Below are 18,373 nucleotides of genomic sequence, written 5' to 3'. Positions count from 1 at the left end.
ATAAGGCAAAAACTTTAATAAAGGATTATATATTAAAGCCGCCTTATGAAAATGCTAAAGATATGATATTTATAGAAGATATCAATAAATATGATAATGATTTCTTTGAGTATTTATTCAAAGAGATTTATGATGAGCTTCCTTCTATAAGGAAAAAAGCTAAAAAGTAAAAAATAAATAAAAACATTAAAGTGCAAATCCTAAACAAGGTTTGCACTTTTTTATTGTAATAAATTTTCTAATACACTAAACGCACGGTTAATGAAATTTTTTCAATAATTTAAATTAAAATTCAATATTATTCAATATTAAAAAATTTATTCTGCGTGCGGTTGCGTAAAGCCACAACAAATAAAAACTTAAAATATATTTTTTACAAGCTTAAAAATTTTCAGTGTATATTGTAACAATAATTTTTTATCAACTTTTTCCCGCCGCACACCAAAGGTGGACTTCGTCAAAGTTGCAAAAAGTGCAAGTACTTTAGCTTTATATGTTTGGAATATGAATAAAATATAAAATAATACCTGTATTTTAGACTAAAAAATGCAGTTAATATTAATCTTCTTAACCGTGCGTTTAAATAAAAAATAGGCTTTACTTATTATATAGTTAAATAAAAAGTAAAGCCCAAATAAATTTTATTATTAAAAAATTATTCCCAATATTTTTTCATTCTTTCTTTTAGTGAAGATTTGTATTTTTCAAAATCAGTAATAGGTTCTCTTGCAAGTCCTTCATCACAAGCAGCCTTAGCAACGGCAGGAGATACCCATTCAATAACTCTAGGATCAAAAGGCTTAGGTACTATATAATTTTTACCATATTCAAAATTAGTATTACCGTATGCTTTGAAAACTTCTTCAGGAACTTCTTCTTTAGCAAGAGCAGCCAATGCTAATGAAGCAGCCATTTTCATTTTCTCTGATATAGCTTTTGCCTTCACATCTAAAGCACCTCTGAATATGAAAGGGAAGCCTAATACATTATTAATCTGATTAGGATAATCGCTTCTTCCTGTAGCCATGATTAAATCATCTCTTATAGCTATAGCCTTTTCGTATTGTATTTCAGGATTAGGGTTGGCCATAGCAAATATTATAGGATTTTTAGCCATAGATTTTACCATATCTTCACTAACGCAGTCAGCAACAGAAAGACCAGCAAATACATTAGCTCCTTTCATAGCTTCTTCTAGATTTTTTACTTTTAAATCAGTAGCAAATTCTATTTTTTCTTCAGTAACAGATTCTATTCTTTCTTTAGTGATAACACCTTTACTGTCGCACATGATAATATTTTCTCTAGGCACTCCCAATGCTACAAACATTTTAGCACATGAAATACCAGCAGAACCGGCTCCATTAAATACTATCTTGGCATTTTTTCTATCTATATTTGCAATTTCCAAAGCATTAATCAAAGCAGCAGAACATATTATAGCTGTACCATGCTGATCATCATGAAATACTGGTATATTACATTTTTCTATCAAAGTTTTTTCTATTTTAAAGCATTCAGGGGCTTTTATATCTTCTAAGTTAATACCTCCGAAAGTAGGCTCTAAGGCATGCACTATATCTATTATTTTATCAGGGTCTTTTTCATTGATCTCTATATCAAATACATCAATATCAGCGAAACGTTTAAATAATATTCCCTTTCCTTCCATAACAGGTTTTGAAGCTAAAGCGCCTCTGTCACCTAAACCAAGTATAGCAGTTCCATTTGAAATAACAGCTACTAGATTTCCTTTTGAAGTGTATTTGTATGCTTCATTAGGATTTTCAGCTATTTCAAGTACAGGCTTTGCAACTCCCGGAGTATATGCTAAAGATAAATCATCTGCTGTTTTACAAGGTTTGGTGGCTATAACTTCTATTTTTCCAGCTTTTCCTTTAGAATGATATTCTAATGCTTTTGTTTTCAATTCATCTGACATAAATATTTCCTTATATATTTTATATAATTTCTAATAATATATAAACAATATGATTTTGTCAATTTTTTATTTTTGAAATTATTCTGAAATCCCGCCCTCTATATTTATTGCTTTAATTAGAAATGATTGATTATTAATTTTTTTATAATTTACTTATAAAAAAGCATGCCCGCCCTATATTTTTTAAATTTGAAAATGTATGTACTGCACGATGAATGAAATTTAATATAATGAACATTTTAGCAATTAAAATTTTATTAAATTAAAAGTATAATTCACCGTGCGTTATATCAATTGATATAATTAATTTTATAAACTAAAATCATCAATCTTTCTTAATTCATCATCAGTAATAGGCATTTTATTTATTATTTTTAGATTTTCTAATATTTGGCTTGGCTTTGAAGCCCCTATTAATACGCTTGTAATTTCTTCGTCTTTTAGTACCCACCTTAAAGCCATTTGAGCTAAACTCTCGCCTCTTTCCTTTGCTAAATTATTGAGCTGTTCAATTTGAGACAATTTTTTTCTAGTTATAGCATCATGTTTCAAATATCTGCCATCAGCTGCTATTCTGCTGTCTTTTGGAATACCATTTAAATATTTATCTGTCAATAATCCTTGAGCTAATGGGCTATATGTTATTATCCCTTTTCCTAATTTTTTTGCTTTTAATTTTAATCCGTTATTTTCTATAGTCCTGTCAAATATAGAATATCTGTTTTGATTTATTATAAATGGTACATTAGCCATATAAAGTAATTTAGAAGCTCTTTCCATTGTGTGACCATCATAATTTGAAAGCCCTACATATAAGGCTTTACCGCTTTTTACTATTCTAGTTAATGCTTCCATAGTTTCTTCTAGAGGAGTTTCAGGATCCATTCTATGATGATAGAATATATCAACATATTCAAGATTAAGCCTTTTTAAACTTTGATTAATGCTTGCTATTAAATACTTCTTGCTTCCAAAGTCTCCGTAAGGGCCTGCCCACATATCGTAACCGGCTTTAGTGCTGATTATAAGTTCATCTCTGTATTTATTAAGCCCATCATTTAATATTTTACCCATACTAATTTCAGCAGAACCATAAGGAGGTCCGTAATTATTAGCCAAATCAAAATGAGTTATGCCATTATCGAAAGCTGTTTTTATCATTTCTTTCATGTTGTTATAATCGCAGTTTTCACCGAAATTATGCCAAAGTCCTAAAGAAACTATAGGAAGCTTTAATCCGCTTTTGCCGCATCTATTATATATAATATTGTCATATCTATTTTCAGAAATTTGCATTTTATGTCCTTATTTAAATTGATTGTATATTCTTAAGTATAGATTTATTATTATATTATTCAAGTATTAAATGTAAAAAAATATTCAATATTACTAAAATAGTTTCCGATAGTTTTAACAGTATTAATTTTTAAATAAAATACTTGCGGAGGCATCATGATTAAGAAAATTTTTATTGCGGTTGTTTTGATGGGTATACTTGTTGGATGTGTTACTATGCAGCCTAAAGATAATAATACAGTTACAAAAGACGATTCAGTTAATAATGAAGATAAAAAAGAAGATACTATCACTAGAGAAGATACTACAAAAATGAAAGTTACAGTTTATGGAGCAGATAAAGAAGTTCAGGCGGTAGAAATAAATGATAAAGTTTATTATGTAATAGGCGGAAAAGATGTTGAAAATATGACAGAAGCAGAGATCAAAAAAGCATCTTTAGTAGCACCTTTAAAAGTTACAGAAGAAACTATTAATGGTACAAAAGGAATAGTTGTAACTTATTATGATGTAAAAGTATTCTTGGGTAAGAGAACAGGAACAGGAACTATCGTAGGAATATTTGAGCCTCAGAAAAATGATTGGACTACAGGTAATGATATAGACAGAAGTTTATCTATTCAAATAAAACTTTCAAGAAATATTGCTGGTCCTATAGATATAAAAAGAGGAAGTATCTCTTTAGCATTTAATTAATATTTTGAATTATAATTAAATTAGATAATAAAAAAGCTGGTTAAAAAACCGGCTTTTTTTATGTATAAAAGAATGTTTTGTTTTCTAATATTTGATATAAAAAATTTTCTATTTATTTGTATATAATTTATATAGTTCATTTGCCACTATATCTATAGTATGCGGAGTTTTATTTATTTCAAATGCATATAATTCCCATCTGTATTGATCTGTTACTTGAAACTGTATTATATATTCATTAGTATCATACCTTGCTACTATATCTATATAGCGGTTATAATCATCTTCAGATATAAAATCCTGCCATTCTACAGAACTGAAAGGTGATAGAAGTTCATTTATTGTTATATTAGGATATGCTGTAAAGGAGCTATTTTTTATCAAGCTTATTCCATCGAAATTTCTGCTTTTTATATTGATTACTTCATTTGTTTCTGCTATGTTTAATCTGTATTGTTTACTTTCTAACTTATCATCATTACAAGATATAATGAGCAACATTATTATTATAAATGCTGAATAAATTCTATACATATCAAAACCTAACAATTAATTTAATTTATTATCGGTCAAATTATTTTATTTATTGAATCATCAAATTTTAACAATAAATATCATTATGAGTATTTTATAAAATTAATCAATATAAATCAATACTTATGTAAGTTTATTTTTCATAATAAAAATTAAATATAGTATTGATTTTTATAAAAAATAGAATAAAAATTATTTATAAAAATAAAAAATTATAGGTATAGAATAATGAAAAAAATTTTATTAATGATTTTAATAGTTTCGGTATTAGCAATAGGATGTAAGGATAATGTCACAAACCCTATGCAATATATTGTTGAAACAGGCAGCGATTGGACTAGCAGGGCTAATGTAAGAGCAAATGAAAAAATAGATTTCGGCCCTATTTATATAGTTGATAACAGCAACTTTTTTGATCGACAAAAAAGATAATACATTTACAAAATATAAAAATTGACAAAATATAATTGTTTAGGTATATAGTAAAAAATCGTTTTATATACTAAAAACTTACCATTATATATTCAAAAACAATAATAATTACATGAAAAAATTATAAGCAAATTAAGAAAAAAATTACAAAATATTATACATTTTTTATAAATAATATATATAATATTTCATCATTAAGATAATAATTGTTAGGAATAAATAATAATGACTATATTGGTATACTCTATGCCGTTTCTTCTTTATTTATGCTCAAGCATATTCAGTACGGTTTTAGTTATAAATGCTTCTATATCAGGAGCTAGTCCTTTTTTTGTATCATTGCTTGGGGTTTCTTATGGTATGGGTATGATGCTCACTGCCGGAACTTTCTCACGCATTAAAATACAAAAGAAATATTATACCAACTTAATATATGTTGAAGCTATACTTCAGCTTATCATTGCGGTTGCTTGTTTGATATTTCTTCCTCCTGAGATGTCTTTATTTTATTCATTTTTATACGGATGCTGTGCCACTATATTTTTTGTATGTTTTCAATCATCATTAGATGTAGTATCAAAAGATTTGCCTGTTACATTAAGCGGAGCTTTATTTATATTTTCTTGGTCTTTGGGTTTTGCTGTAGGTCCTACTATTACAGGTTTTATATATGAGTTTGATTATAAATTAGGTTTTTATTTTGTTATAGTGGTAAGCGTAATAATGTTTATACTGTTTTATCTTTCAAGACATTTAAGATTTAAGGCTAACAACAAAAAGATAAAATGGAATATACATTTTATGCGTGCACCTAGATATAAAGTGTATATAGGCTGGCTTGTAATATTTGTTGGTGCTATGGTTTTACATACTTTAAGGTTCATGTTTCTTGATTATGGAATAAATGTAATCGGTTTTTCTGAGGCGAACTCCTCATTACTAGTTGGAAGTTTATCCGCTTTTATGGCTATAGGTTCTTTATCGTCTGCTTTTTGTTTGAGAGTTTTAGAGAGAAAAAGAGTATTTACTATAGTAGGGCTTCTTACTCCTGCGGCTTTGCTTTTAATAACATTCACTAAAAATTTCTGGTTATTTTTAATAGCGTTTATGTTTTTGGGTTTTGTAAGCGGTTTCGGTTATTTCTTTGGGCTTTATTATGCTTTGGCAGATCAGGACAATGCTCCTAGAAATGTTGCTGTTAATGAGGCTTTGACAGGTGTTGCTGCTTTATTCATACCTTTTATAATGGGGTATTTAGCTTCTAATTTCTCGTATTTTGTGGGATTTTTATTTATGATGACTGTATCTTTAATATTCTACATTATATCTATATACATTATGTGGCAGAAGAAAAGAAGGGCTTTGCTTAAAGAAAAATTCAAGAAGATGATAGACGATATAGACAGTAAATATATAAAGAAAACTCTTTGATATATTAATTATTATTTTTAATAGGTATAAGAACTAAAATAATTATATTAGATGAGTTTTTAGAATTAATTAAATAATACTATATATTTATAATTTCAGATTCTTTTATGTATATTTTTTGTTTTTTATCAACTTTTTTAACGAAAAAAGTTGATAAAAAATAAAATCATAAATTATCAATATGCTTTTTAATATTATTTTAATTCTGCACAAGTTGTTGAAATATTATAAGCTCCGTCTATTTTTGTGTAATCATCTTCTTTTAAAAAGAAATATACATTTATTGTATAGTTATATTTTATGGCAATATGAGTAAGCTGATTTAAAACTGATGAATCACAACTAGCCATAAATATTTGCACGCCTTCTTTTGAAATATCAACTAAAAATCTCATAAACTCACGAAGCATTTTAGGGTCTAAACTATTTTCAGGCTCATCAATAAATAAAATACTTTTCTTTGTTAAATTTCCTGTATTATGAAGCACTTCAAATATTCCTAACTTTTTTATTCCTTCAGAAGTAATATTGATGTTATAGATATTTCCATCATTTTTATAATAATTAACTGAATTAGTATTTTGATCTATTTGTATATTTCCATTATAAAAATCATATTTGTTTTTGAAAACGTTTAATAATTCTTTTTCATCAATATTTTTTATTGCAAGTATTTCATAAATTATATCAGTATAAGAATCATCAAATCCGCTTTCTATATTTTGATTTTTAAGATAAATAACAGCATTCATAATAGATAAAATTTCTTTAGCCGGTATGAATAAAGGTTTATAGTCATAATTATAATTGTTGATATTATCATTAGAAGTTATAATTTCATTGTTACTATTTGAAATAGAAGCATTAAAATGAATAGAGTTTTCATCATACAAATAAAGTTTTTTTAGTTTATTACTAGAGTCAAATTGAAAATTATTAAATGTATATAGATTATTAATATACTGATAAACGCTGCAGTTTCTAATATTTGTATTTATGATATTTTTTAATTCATGACTTATACAATATAAAAATTTTAATATTGTAGTTTTACCAGTATCATTATCACCTACGAATAAATTGACATTAGCAAAATTATCAAACTTAGCATTTTTAAATTGTCTGTAATCATGAATTTCAAAATTCTTTATCATAAAATATAACCTAATTATAATATTATGATATTCTATAATATATTTTTATTATTTCAAATATTTATTTTATTTATCATTCATAATTATGTCCTAAACATTAAACAGTATATACCTAAACAACTATATTTTATCTTAAAATATTTGCAGTGCTTTGCCCTACACCCCCAGTTCTTTTATTTGTATAAAATAACCCTATATCATTATATGCAAAGCTAAAGCACTTGCACTTTTTGCAACTTTTTGCGGCGGGAAAAAGTTGACCAAAAAAATTACAAACTTAAAAATTTTTAGTATATCCTAAGTATATGAAACAATAAAAAATCAATGAATAACATATTGAATAAAATCAAAAATATAATATAGTTTTTAATCATTAAAAATAATTTTTAGAGGAATTATCATGAAAGTTTTTATTAGTGCGGATATCGAAGGAATTACTACAACTACACAATGGCCTGATACCGATGCAGGAAGTTTAACTTATAAAGAACATACTTTGCAAATGACTAAAGAAGTTAATGCAGCATGTGAAGGAGCTATTGATGCAGGAGTAAAAGAAATATTTGTAAAAGATGCCCATGACTCTGCTATGAATATAGATCAAACTGCTTTGCCTGAATGCGTGAAAATACATAGAAGATGGAGCGGAGATCCTTATTCTATGGTAGAAGGTATTGATGAGAGCTTTGATGCTGTAATGTTTATTGGATATCATAATGCAGCTTCTATTGGAAATAATCCGCTTTCACATACTATGAATACTAGAAATGTTTATGTGAAGCTTAATGAAGTTTTGGCAAGCGAGTTTATGTTTTTTAGTTATGCTGCAGCTTATAGAAAAGTACCTACAGTGTTTTTGTCAGGAGATAAAGGGTTATGTGAAATAGCACAAAATATGCAGCCTAATCACCCTAATTTGGTAACGCTTCCAGTTAAAGAGGGTATAGGTTATTCTACTATAAATTATTCACCTAATTTAATGGTTAAGATGATTAAAGAGAAAACTAAAGAGGCTTTGAGTCAGGATTTTAAGGGTAAATTATTAAAATTGCCTAATAATTTCAAATTAGAGGTATGTTATAAGGAACATGGCTATGCTCATAAAGTATCATTTTACCCCGGAGCTAAAAAAATTAATGATACTACGGTAATTTTTGAAAATAATGACTATTATGAAATACTAAGAGCCTTGAAATTTATATTATAAAATAATATAATATAGGAATCCGATAACTTATGAAAGCCCCCTTAAAAAGCAGCATTCTTTTAAGGAGGCTTTTTTTATTGTTAAATATATTTTTGAAAAGTTTGGTAAAAGTTTATGAAAGAGATTTGGGATATATATGATATTAATAAAAATAAAACAGGAAGATTTCATCAGAGGGGAATACCTTTAAAGAAAAATGATTATCATATAGTTATACATGCTTGGGTAGTTAATAGTAAAGATGAAGTTATAATTACAAAAAGACATAAGAGTAAAAAAGTATGTCCTGATATGTGGGAATGCACAGAAGGTTCTATATTAGCCGGTGAGGATAGCGCTGACGGAGCTTTGAGAGAGCTTCAAGAAGAAATAGGATTATCATTCAAAAAAGATGAAGCTGTGTTTTTAACTTCTTTTGTACTTGAGTTTTCAAATACAATAGTAGATTCTTATATGTTTAGAAGAGATGTTAATATTGAGGATTTAGTTTTGCAGGAAAATGAAGTTAGTGATGCTATGATAGTAAATAGAGAAAAATATTTAGAGATGTGTAAAAGCGGAGAGATAATTTCTTCTATAAGATATTTTTATGATATTTATGATAAATTAAATAATAAGTAAGTAGATTAAGTAAATTAGGAATAAAGATGAAAGTATTAATATTAACAGTAGGCCCTCAAGGAAGCGGTAAAAGTTATACTATAAAGAAATCTAATCTTGATTATTACAGTGTAAGTTCTGATAATTTAAGAATATTATATTCAGGTGTTTTTCCAGACGGATATAATGGACTTTCTATTTCTGAAAAAGACAATGCTTATATTTGGAATAATTTAATATTAAGCATATTAGAAAATAGATTTAGATTGGGACAATTTACTATATTGGATAGTACAGGGCTTTTCAATCTTAATAGTATTACAGAGCTTGCCAAAAAATACGGATATAGAATTGTAGCTGTTTTATTTGATCATTTATCGCTTAAAGAATGTATTGAGAATGTGAGAAAAAGAGAAATAGGCGGTAATATAGCGGAAGAAGTTATTCAGGACTTTTTTATGCGTATGAAAAATTTCAAATTGAGCGGTGCTAATATTTTTAAAGCTTCAGATTATGGCAGTGCTGAAACTGCATTGCTTGAGGCTTGTAAATGGGATAGCTTTTATCTTAATGAAACAGAATTTGAAAAGTATGATAATATAAAAGTGATACCTGATTTGCATGGCGAGTATGATGTGTTTAGAAAATTTTTAGAGAAAGAAAATTATTTTAATGATAAAAAAACAGCTTATATATTTGTTGGCGATTTAATAGATAGAGGTTCAAAGTCAAAAGAATTACTTGATTATTTTCTTAATAATGATATAGGAAGTAATGTTTATTTTATCGAAGGCAATCATGATATTAATTTGAATTTTTTTGCCAATGATATAAAAGTTACAAGTCAGGAATTTTATAAAACAACATACAGAGAAATAAAAAAGGCATTTACTATAACTAAACAAGTAAAAGATGATAGTGATAATGTTATAGAAGAAAAAATACTCAATGAAAGTGAATTAAATAATTATAAAAAGAAAATAAGAAATTTTTATAAGAAGTTCAGACTCTATTATTTTTTCACTTTTAAAGGAAAGAAATTTTTTATTAATCATTCAGGCATAGATAAAATGTACGAGCATATTCCAGCATCACTTTTGAATGGCGTTGTAACTTATGGATATAGCGAAGATGATAATAATTATAAATCTTATATAGAAGTAGGAAATAAATTTAAAAATAATCATTCAGATATTATTCAGATATTCGGACATAGAAATGTGCTTCAGGAAGAATTGGAAGATAATCTATGCAAAATAAATGATAATGCCTATTGTATAGAAAACTCTGTGGAATATGGAGAGGATTTAATCATTCTTAATTTAAGAGACATGTCTATTGAAAGTTATAAAAATGACAGAGAAATAGAGAATCTATTTGACAAAGAAAAAACTGACAGCGATCTTGTTCGTCATAAATATTATGATACAGTTTATTCCACTAATTTTTCAGACAGAGTATTTTATAAAAGATTATGGAATGAACAAACTATCAAAGCTAGAGGATTATACAGATATAATGAAACAAATGAAATTGCAGGAAGAAGCTATGATAAATTCTTTAATTATGATGAAGTAAAAGAAACAAAATTAAAAGCCTTACAAAATAATATAAAGTTTCCTGTAAGTGTTTATAAAAAATATAATGGATATTTATTTTTAGTATTTTTAGATAAAACTAGAGATGAGTTAATATTTGCTACTAAAAGTTCAATAGGCACAGCAATGGCTTCTTGGGCAGAGAGTTTACTCACTGAAGAAAATAAAAACTTTATAAAAGAATATTGTAAGAAAAATAATACTACATTTGTTTTTGAATGTATTCATTTAAAAGATTCTGCTCACCCTATAGTTTATAATGAATCATTTTTGATTTTGCTTGATGTGATATACAATGAAGAGAGTTTCATAAAACTATCTTATGAGGAATTATCAAGCAAAGATATAACAGAACAATTTAAAGTTAAAGAGAGAATAGAAATATTTGAAGCTCCAAAATCTAATATTTCAAAAGATGAGTATAATAAATATATAGAAAAAATGATTCATAAATACGTTGATGATTTTAGTATAGATTATGAGGGAGTGGTATTTGAGGATGCAAATGGCTTTATGGTAAAAGTAAAATGTCCTTTTTATATTATCAAAAAGTCATTAAGAGCAGAGTCAATGCGTTTGAATAGGCTTAGTTATTCTTTAAATATTCATTATCCTAATAATCATGTTATTTTTACAGGAAATAAAATATTCTTAAAGTACAAAAGAGAAAATAAATTAAAAGAGTGGAGAAGTTTAGAAGTATCAGAAGTTGTAGAAGCTTATAATGAAGTTTTAAAAGAATTGGGTAAGTAATTTTTAATATTCCTACTGCAAAATATAAATTGCAGTAGGTTAATATTTTATATATATATAAAATATAGTATAATTATTTTTTATAATTTCAATATTATTATAATAATCTAATTTCAATTTTTGTTATATTATGAATTAAATTAGTAAATCATAATATATACTGAAAATTTTTAAGTTTGTCAATTTTTTTGTTGTTCTTTTTCCCTCCGCACGCCACAGCGTCAAAGAACCAAAAAGTGCAAATGAAAAATTAGTACTAAATCATACTAACTTTGTTTTACATGTAATATAAATTATTAAAATTAAGCTCAAATATAGCCTTTCGCGAAACGTATCTGATATTGTCGAGGATATAGCTTCTTTGTGGCAATACCACAGGCACTTCCTGCGGTCGCAAAAGAAGTGGGGCTGGGGCAAAGCCACAGATATAAAAACAAAAATTAAATTTATTTTTGACAAAATATAGTTTTTTAGGTATATAATAAATAATTTCATAATAAGAATTATATTTTTTAATAGTAAATAAAATTATAATGCATTAATTATCAATAATTTTTAAGAGTTTTTAAAAAAATACGTATTAATATATATACATATTTTTTTGGGGATCTTGTATGAAAAAAGCTTTATATTTATTTATTATATTTATTATTTCATTAAATTTATATTCTTATACAGATGATGAAATGAGTTTAGCTAAGGCTTTAATTAACAGAAATGAAAAACTTGCAATAGAATTATTAAATGAAAAAAGAATTAATATTAATGCTAGATTTGAAGAAGGAATAACTTTATTAATGCTTGCAGCTAAAAATAATATGTGCAATATAGCATATATTTTAATAGAAAATGGTGCTGAAATTAATGATAAAGATGATGAGGGTTGGAGTGCTTTGAGTTTTGCAGCATTATATGAAAGTGAGGAAATGGTTAAACTTTTATTGAGTAATGGAGCTAATGTAAATATAAGAGATAATGTGGAATGGACACCATTATTTTTATCTGCTGTAAAAAATAATATTAATATTACATATATATTACTTAATAATGGAGCTGATATTAATGCAAAAAGTAAAAGAGGCACAAGTGTTTTAATGAGAGCAGCACAGGAAAATAATGTAGAAGTCATTCAATTTTTAATAGAAAAAGGTGCTGATATTGATGCTAAAGATTATGATGGACTTAATGCTTTAAATTATGCTATTATGAATGAGAAGGCAGAAGCAGCAGAAGTATTAATATTAGAAGGTATAGATGTAAATGTTCAAGATAATGATGGTTTTACTCCATTAATGCATGCAATATCTAATCGTAATGATGAAATTATATTGATGATTTTAACGTATTCTAATGTTGATTTAACAATGAAGAATAAAGATCAAATGACAGCATATGATATAGCTATTGCTAAAGGTTATTATGATATTGCTATTAAACTTAAAGTAAATTGAATATATTGTATTAATACTCATATGATTTTATTGCAAATAGTATATAAATATAAAATAGAAAATAAATTAAAAAGAATGTAGAAGCTTATAATCAAGTTTTGAGTAAATTAAAATTAAATACTAGAATAAAAATATAAAAGCGAGTTGTAGCCAGCTAGTGAGTTTACTCGCTAGCTTATTGTAGGCATAGACGAGCATAACAATAATAATAGTTTTAATTACAGATTGAAACTATAAATATAAATGGTTGGCAAATGTAATTCGGTTTAAAAATTTAATTACATACCCCGACCTTTATTCCTTAATGCTATAATTTGAAATTGTTAATTTAACTATTTTTAAAGTCTAATTAGAAAATATAACACCCGCACAAGCTTTATTTAAGTTTAAAAACTCTTAAATAACTTTATTATTTTTGATATTAGTATAAAATTCAATATTAGTTATGATATAATTTTTTAAAGAGATAAATGAGCAGCTGATAACTTTAGTTGTCAGCTATATTAAAAATAAAAAATCGAGTGCCTATCAGCTAAAAGCTGATAGAGATTTTAAAGCGAGATTTTTTATATATAAATAAGTTTATCGCTAGCAATAATAAGAAATTATTATTTTTTATTTTATATCATGCTTTTTACAAAAATTGTCAGCAGCTTCCATATTAAGAAAAGCCAATTTTTTAAGCCCCTCTGATATTATATGCTTTATATGTTCATTAGCTAAATCATAAGCCTTATCAAAATCATCTTCTGATTCTTTAACTAATTTATTATATTCATCTTCATTTATTTTTTCTTTTTTCATGTATGCAGTTTTTGATTTGGATATTCCTCTGTTGAAATAGCTTTCAGAATAATTAGGATTTAATTTTATAGCCTGATCATAATAAAGTATAGCCTCATCATATATCCCTAAATGATTAAGAGCAACTGCTTTATTGTAATATGCATCGGCAATATTTTTATCTAATTCTATAACCTTATCAAAGTCTTTAATAGCCTCCTGATATGCTTCCATAGTCATGGCAATTATTCCTCTGTTTAAATATGCCTTTGTATATTTAGGATTTATTTTTATTAATTCATCAAAGTCTTCTACAGCACCTTTATAGTCTTTTATATGAAACTTAGCATTTGCTCTGTTGAAATATCCGTCTGCAAATTCTCTGTTAATATGAATAGCATTTGTATAATCATCTATAGCTTCATTATAATTGCCGAGCTTTTCTTTTACATTTCCTCTGTTATTGTATGCATCAATGAAATGAGAATTATATTCTATAGCTTTGTCATAATCTTTGATAGCTTCTTTATATTCACCCAATGCATTTTTTGATAATGCTCTGTTATAATATGCATCAGCAAAATGCGGATAAACTTCAATAGCTTTATTATAATCTTCTATAGAACCTTTATAGTCTTTAGCACTTGCTTTTGTATTTGCTCTTACATAATAAGCCTCTTCAAGATTATAATTAAGCTCTATTGTCTTATCAAAATCTTTTAGAGCTTCTTCTATATTTCCTAAACTTCTGTTCATTATTCCTCTATTATAGTATGCTGCTGCAAATTTATCATTTAGTTTTATAGTCCAAGTATAATCTTCTACAGCACTTTTATATGAATCTTCATTATTTATATTTGCCTTAGCATTTGCTCTGTTATAATATGCTTCGTAAATAGTTGAATCTAATTTTATAACTTCAGAAAAGTATTCTATTGCTAATTTATAATTTTTACTTTTAAAAGCATCATAAGCTTTATTAAAAAAGTTTTTAATATTTTTTTCACTCATAAATGAAAACCTTGTATAATGTATTAAATTATTATTTTATAATATAGTTAATATCGAAAAAACTCAATTATAAATATAGCAAAATATATACCACTTGAAAGAATATCATAAATAAAATATACTATTTTAGAATATTAGAATATATTATTTTTTTATTATTAAATAAGTGATAAAGATAAATTATGGATATAAATAACTTAAATACAACAATATTAGAGCTTTTAAAATTAAGAGGCATAACTTCCAAAGAAGATATTTATGATTTCTTTTTTCAGGATATATACTCATTATCTAATCCTTTTAATATAAGAGATGTTAATGTATTTGTAGACAGAGTAAAAGAGGCTATAGAGAATGATGAGAAGATATTAGTATATGGAGATAAAGATGCAGACGGCATAACAGCAGCATCTATTATATATAATACATTGAAAGTAGTAACAAAGAATGTTGAAGCATTTGTACCTAATCATACAACAGGATACGGACTTTCTAAGGCGGTTATAGAGGAATATGCTAATTCAGGAGTAAGCCTTATTATAACAGTGGACTGCGGAATATCTAATGCTGAAGAAGTAGAGTTTGCAAGGGATTTATCAATAGATATTATAGTAACGGATCACCATGATATACCGGAAATACTTCCGAATGCTTATGCAGTATTTAATCCTAAAATTTCAAATACTGGTTTTGTATCAAAGAACTTTTCAGGCTGTGCGGTTGCTTTTAAACTTATGCAGGCTTTCGTGTTTTCTTATACCAAGCTATATAATAAGGATATAATAGTATTGGATTATGAGATTGATAAGTCAAAAAATGTATTAAAAAGAATAAGGGCTTTAAAGGCTACTAATTTCGTTATAAGCGATGAGGTGTTCGGGTTTGAGCTTATTAATGATAATAATTGCTATAAATCAATATATGCTGACTATTATGATGAACTTATGAGTGAGGATGAGGTGCTTGAAGAGCTTGCTACTTATATGTTCGAGGGCGATGGCTGTGTATTGGTGCTTACAGGAGGGGAGGAGAGGTTAAAGAAACTTCTTAATTTCTATGAAAGGTATGAGATATATTTGCCTGAATATGATAATGTATATGATCTTCTTCAATTAGGTGCTAAATACGGCAATGTTAATATAAAAACTACAAAGACTTTAGATGATTTTGCTTTGGCACTTAATGTTAATATTTATAGATATGATGATATAGCGTATAGAGATTTAATTATAAAAATGGAAATATTTAGAAGACTATTTTATATAAGTCAGAAACAGCTTCAAAGTTATATAAAGAAAAAGTCTATACTTGTATTATTTGGAAGCGTTGCTGATGTCGTACCTCTTATAGAAGAAAATAGAGCTTATGTGAAATGTGCATTGAAGGAATTAGAAAAGCCTAGTCATATCAGATACAATATCATACTTGAAAGAATAAATTTATTAAATACAAAGATAGATACTCAGGCTATAAGCTGGAGGCTAGCTCCTTTTATAAATGCGGCAGGAAGAATGGGAAGCCCTGAAACAGCTTTGAAGCTTCTTACTTGTGAGATAAAAGAAGAGGCTGTAACTTTATCAAATGAAGTTTATAATATGAATGAGACTAGAAAATCTTTAACAGAGTCTAATTTCACTATTGTAAATGAATATATAAAGACTAATAGCTGTTTAAAACTTCCTATTATAGTTGTTAAAAGTAAAAAGATAGAGCAGGGGCTTACAGGATTAATTGCAGGAAAGGTATTGAGTGAATATGGTAAAACTGCTGTGATTATGCATGAGAGCGATGATGGTGTTTGTATAGGAAGCATAAGGAGTAGGGGAGATGATAATGCCAGAGATATGCTTGAATATGCTAATGCTTATTTAACTAAATTCGGAGGACATAAAAATGCTGCCGGATTTACTTTGAATACTGATAATTTTGATAAGTTCCAAAGTAAAATAATAAAGTATGCATCGAGTCAGAATTTCCAAACAGAAAAAAATGAAGATGTATTTGATTTGGAAATTAGTTTTAAAGATATTGATATAAAGTTAGCTAAATTATTAGAGATGTTTGAGCCTTATGGATGCGGAAATGAAGAGCCTTTATTTATGTCAAAAAAAGTGAAGGTTAATAGCATAAATAAAATGAAGAAAAATAATAAAACACATTTAAGGCTTGAGTTGTTACAGGATAATAAAAAAGTCAATGCCATTATGTGGGATAAAAGCGATGAAGAAGCTGACAAATTACTATCTTCTGATTATATAGATATTATTTATAAATTAAAAGTTAATCGTTTTAATGGAAGCGAAGATGCTAGAATATATGTAGAGAGCTATAAAATATTTTAATAGTATTATAGCTTTTCTATTTGTTCTATGCTTAATCCGGTATTATCGCTTATTATTTTTATATCTATTCCTGATTTTTTGAGATTTCTTGCTATTTCAATTTTACCTTGTTCTATACCTTTTTCTATGCCTTCCTGAATTCCTTTTTCTATGCCTTCCTGAATTCCTTTTTCTATACCTTCCTGAATTCCTTTTTCTATGCCTTCCTGAATTCCTTGTTCTATACCCTTTTCTATTCCTTCTTGAATTCCTTTATTCATAGCATTTTTTATTTCATAATCAAGCATTCTTTTATTAAAATATTCGTCTATTTCTTTACGTTTGTATGTATCTATAAGCGGATTATCACAAAGAAAAGATTCTGATTTCTCTTTTACTAATTCAAAAACTGTATCTTCTTTTAATAATGTTTTCATATCTTCCCCCTTAAAAAATTTTATCCAAGACAAAACTTCTTTTTTTATATCTTTTATATTTGTATTATTATTGAATTTTGGAAGTTCTAGGTAATGTATTTGACAATGATCTGTTAGAATATTATTATGCTTTATTTCTTTAAGTACATAGCATGTATGTATATCATCAATATTTTCTATTAATTTAAAGTCTAAAATATTAATGATGATTAAAGCCTGAAGTTTATTATAATTTTCACCCCTATCGAGCATTACACTATATCCTTTAGCCCAATAAAATAAACTTCTATAAATAAACTCATTATTTCCCTGAAGCTGTATCTCTATAATTACAACCTGTCCGCTTTCAGTAACGCATCTTATGTCCATTATAGATTCTTTTGATTTTAAATATTTTGATAAGCTAAAAGGGTTTAATATCTCTACTTTTACGAAAGTTTCAAAATCTAAATTTTTCATAACGGAGTTTATAAAATTCAGCACTATAGCTTCAGAACCTTCAGCAGAAAATAAGTATCTTATAAAGCAGTCATTAATCCTATTAATATTATCAATGGTAATAGGTTCTTTGAATATTTGTTCTAATTTTTCGAAACTGTCCATAATTATATTATATTAAAAAAAACATAAAAGTAAAGCATATAGTTAACTATGTTTAAGAGCCCCAGATATTGCACACTTTTAGTTTAAAAAAAGTAGGTATCCCTTATAATTTAAATTGCTAGAA

At 26.6% G+C, this 18,373-nt stretch carries 14 protein-coding genes; 8 read left to right on the top strand and 6 right to left on the bottom strand.

Going from position 1 to position 18,373, the window contains the following annotated elements; all coding sequences use genetic code 11:
* Positions 1-655: 655 nt before the first annotated feature.
* Positions 656-1,942: a malic enzyme-like NAD(P)-binding protein gene (locus Q0K19_RS13490; RefSeq protein WP_297248826.1), complete on the bottom strand. Its 1,287-nt coding sequence runs from the start codon at positions 1,940-1,942 to the stop codon at positions 656-658.
* Positions 1,943-2,251: 309 nt separating this feature from the next.
* Entirely contained in the window at positions 2,252-3,238 is a 987-nt protein-coding gene (locus tag Q0K19_RS13485) for an aldo/keto reductase (RefSeq protein WP_297248824.1), read from the bottom strand.
* Between the two features lie 156 nt (positions 3,239-3,394).
* Here Q0K19_RS13485 and Q0K19_RS13480 point away from each other — a divergent pair, with 156 nt between their 5' ends.
* Positions 3,395-3,934: a hypothetical protein gene (locus tag Q0K19_RS13480; protein ID WP_297248822.1), complete on the top strand. Its 540-nt coding sequence runs from the start codon at positions 3,395-3,397 to the stop codon at positions 3,932-3,934.
* 108 nt (positions 3,935-4,042) lie between these two features.
* Here Q0K19_RS13480 and Q0K19_RS13475 read toward each other — a convergent pair whose 3' ends face one another.
* Positions 4,043-4,468, bottom strand: coding sequence for a hypothetical protein (locus Q0K19_RS13475; protein WP_297248820.1), 426 nt, complete (start codon positions 4,466-4,468; stop codon positions 4,043-4,045).
* Between the two features lie 228 nt (positions 4,469-4,696).
* Here Q0K19_RS13475 and Q0K19_RS13470 point away from each other — a divergent pair, with 228 nt between their 5' ends.
* The gene (locus Q0K19_RS13470) at positions 4,697-4,900 is read left to right on the top strand and encodes a hypothetical protein (RefSeq protein ID WP_297248818.1); all 204 of its coding nucleotides are present in this window, start codon (positions 4,697-4,699) and stop codon (positions 4,898-4,900) included.
* Between the two features lie 225 nt (positions 4,901-5,125).
* A complete protein-coding gene (locus Q0K19_RS13465) occupies positions 5,126-6,331 on the top strand; it encodes an MFS transporter (RefSeq protein ID WP_297248816.1) in 1,206 nt (401 codons plus the stop codon).
* 194 nt (positions 6,332-6,525) lie between these two features.
* Here the strand turns inward: Q0K19_RS13465 and Q0K19_RS13460 are convergent, their stop codons facing one another.
* Positions 6,526-7,485 carry an AAA family ATPase gene (locus Q0K19_RS13460; protein WP_297248814.1) on the bottom strand — a complete coding sequence of 320 codons (960 nt, stop codon included), beginning with the start codon at positions 7,483-7,485 and terminating at the stop codon, positions 6,526-6,528.
* A gap of 400 nt (positions 7,486-7,885) precedes the next feature.
* On the opposite strand from Q0K19_RS13460, the gene Q0K19_RS13455 reads away from it, so the two are divergent.
* The 4 genes from Q0K19_RS13455 to Q0K19_RS13440 all read left to right on the top strand — a co-directional run bounded on the left by Q0K19_RS13455 (position 7,886) and on the right by Q0K19_RS13440 (position 13,094).
* Positions 7,886-8,692 (top strand): M55 family metallopeptidase, encoded by an 807-nt coding sequence (locus tag Q0K19_RS13455; RefSeq protein WP_297248812.1) that lies wholly within the window; start codon positions 7,886-7,888, stop codon positions 8,690-8,692.
* A 114-nt stretch (positions 8,693-8,806) separates the two neighbouring features.
* The gene (locus Q0K19_RS13450) at positions 8,807-9,313 is read left to right on the top strand and encodes an NUDIX domain-containing protein (protein ID WP_297248810.1); all 507 of its coding nucleotides are present in this window, start codon (positions 8,807-8,809) and stop codon (positions 9,311-9,313) included.
* A 26-nt stretch (positions 9,314-9,339) separates the two neighbouring features.
* Entirely contained in the window at positions 9,340-11,643 is a 2,304-nt protein-coding gene (locus Q0K19_RS13445; protein ID WP_297248808.1) for an RNA ligase, read from the top strand.
* 614 nt (positions 11,644-12,257) lie between these two features.
* The gene (locus Q0K19_RS13440) at positions 12,258-13,094 is read left to right on the top strand and encodes an ankyrin repeat domain-containing protein (protein ID WP_297248806.1); all 837 of its coding nucleotides are present in this window, start codon (positions 12,258-12,260) and stop codon (positions 13,092-13,094) included.
* 615 nt (positions 13,095-13,709) lie between these two features.
* Here the strand turns inward: Q0K19_RS13440 and Q0K19_RS13435 are convergent.
* Positions 13,710-14,888 carry a tetratricopeptide repeat protein gene (locus tag Q0K19_RS13435; protein WP_297248804.1) on the bottom strand — a complete coding sequence of 393 codons (1,179 nt, stop codon included), beginning with the start codon at positions 14,886-14,888 and terminating at the stop codon, positions 13,710-13,712.
* Between the two features lie 182 nt (positions 14,889-15,070).
* Between Q0K19_RS13435 and recJ the strand changes: the two genes are divergently transcribed.
* The gene (gene recJ, locus Q0K19_RS13430) at positions 15,071-17,230 is read left to right on the top strand and encodes a single-stranded-DNA-specific exonuclease RecJ (RefSeq protein WP_297248802.1); all 2,160 of its coding nucleotides are present in this window, start codon (positions 15,071-15,073) and stop codon (positions 17,228-17,230) included.
* 5 nt (positions 17,231-17,235) lie between these two features.
* Here the strand turns inward: recJ and Q0K19_RS13425 are convergent, their stop codons facing one another.
* Positions 17,236-18,249 (bottom strand): Rpn family recombination-promoting nuclease/putative transposase, encoded by a 1,014-nt coding sequence (locus tag Q0K19_RS13425; RefSeq protein ID WP_297248799.1) that lies wholly within the window; start codon positions 18,247-18,249, stop codon positions 17,236-17,238.
* Between the last annotated feature and the right edge of the window lie 124 nt (positions 18,250-18,373).

It is taken from the genome of uncultured Brachyspira sp. (assembly GCF_944393015.1).
Lineage (GTDB): Bacteria > Spirochaetota > Brachyspiria > Brachyspirales > Brachyspiraceae > Brachyspira.
This window is presented reverse-complemented; position numbering and strand designations above follow the sequence as displayed.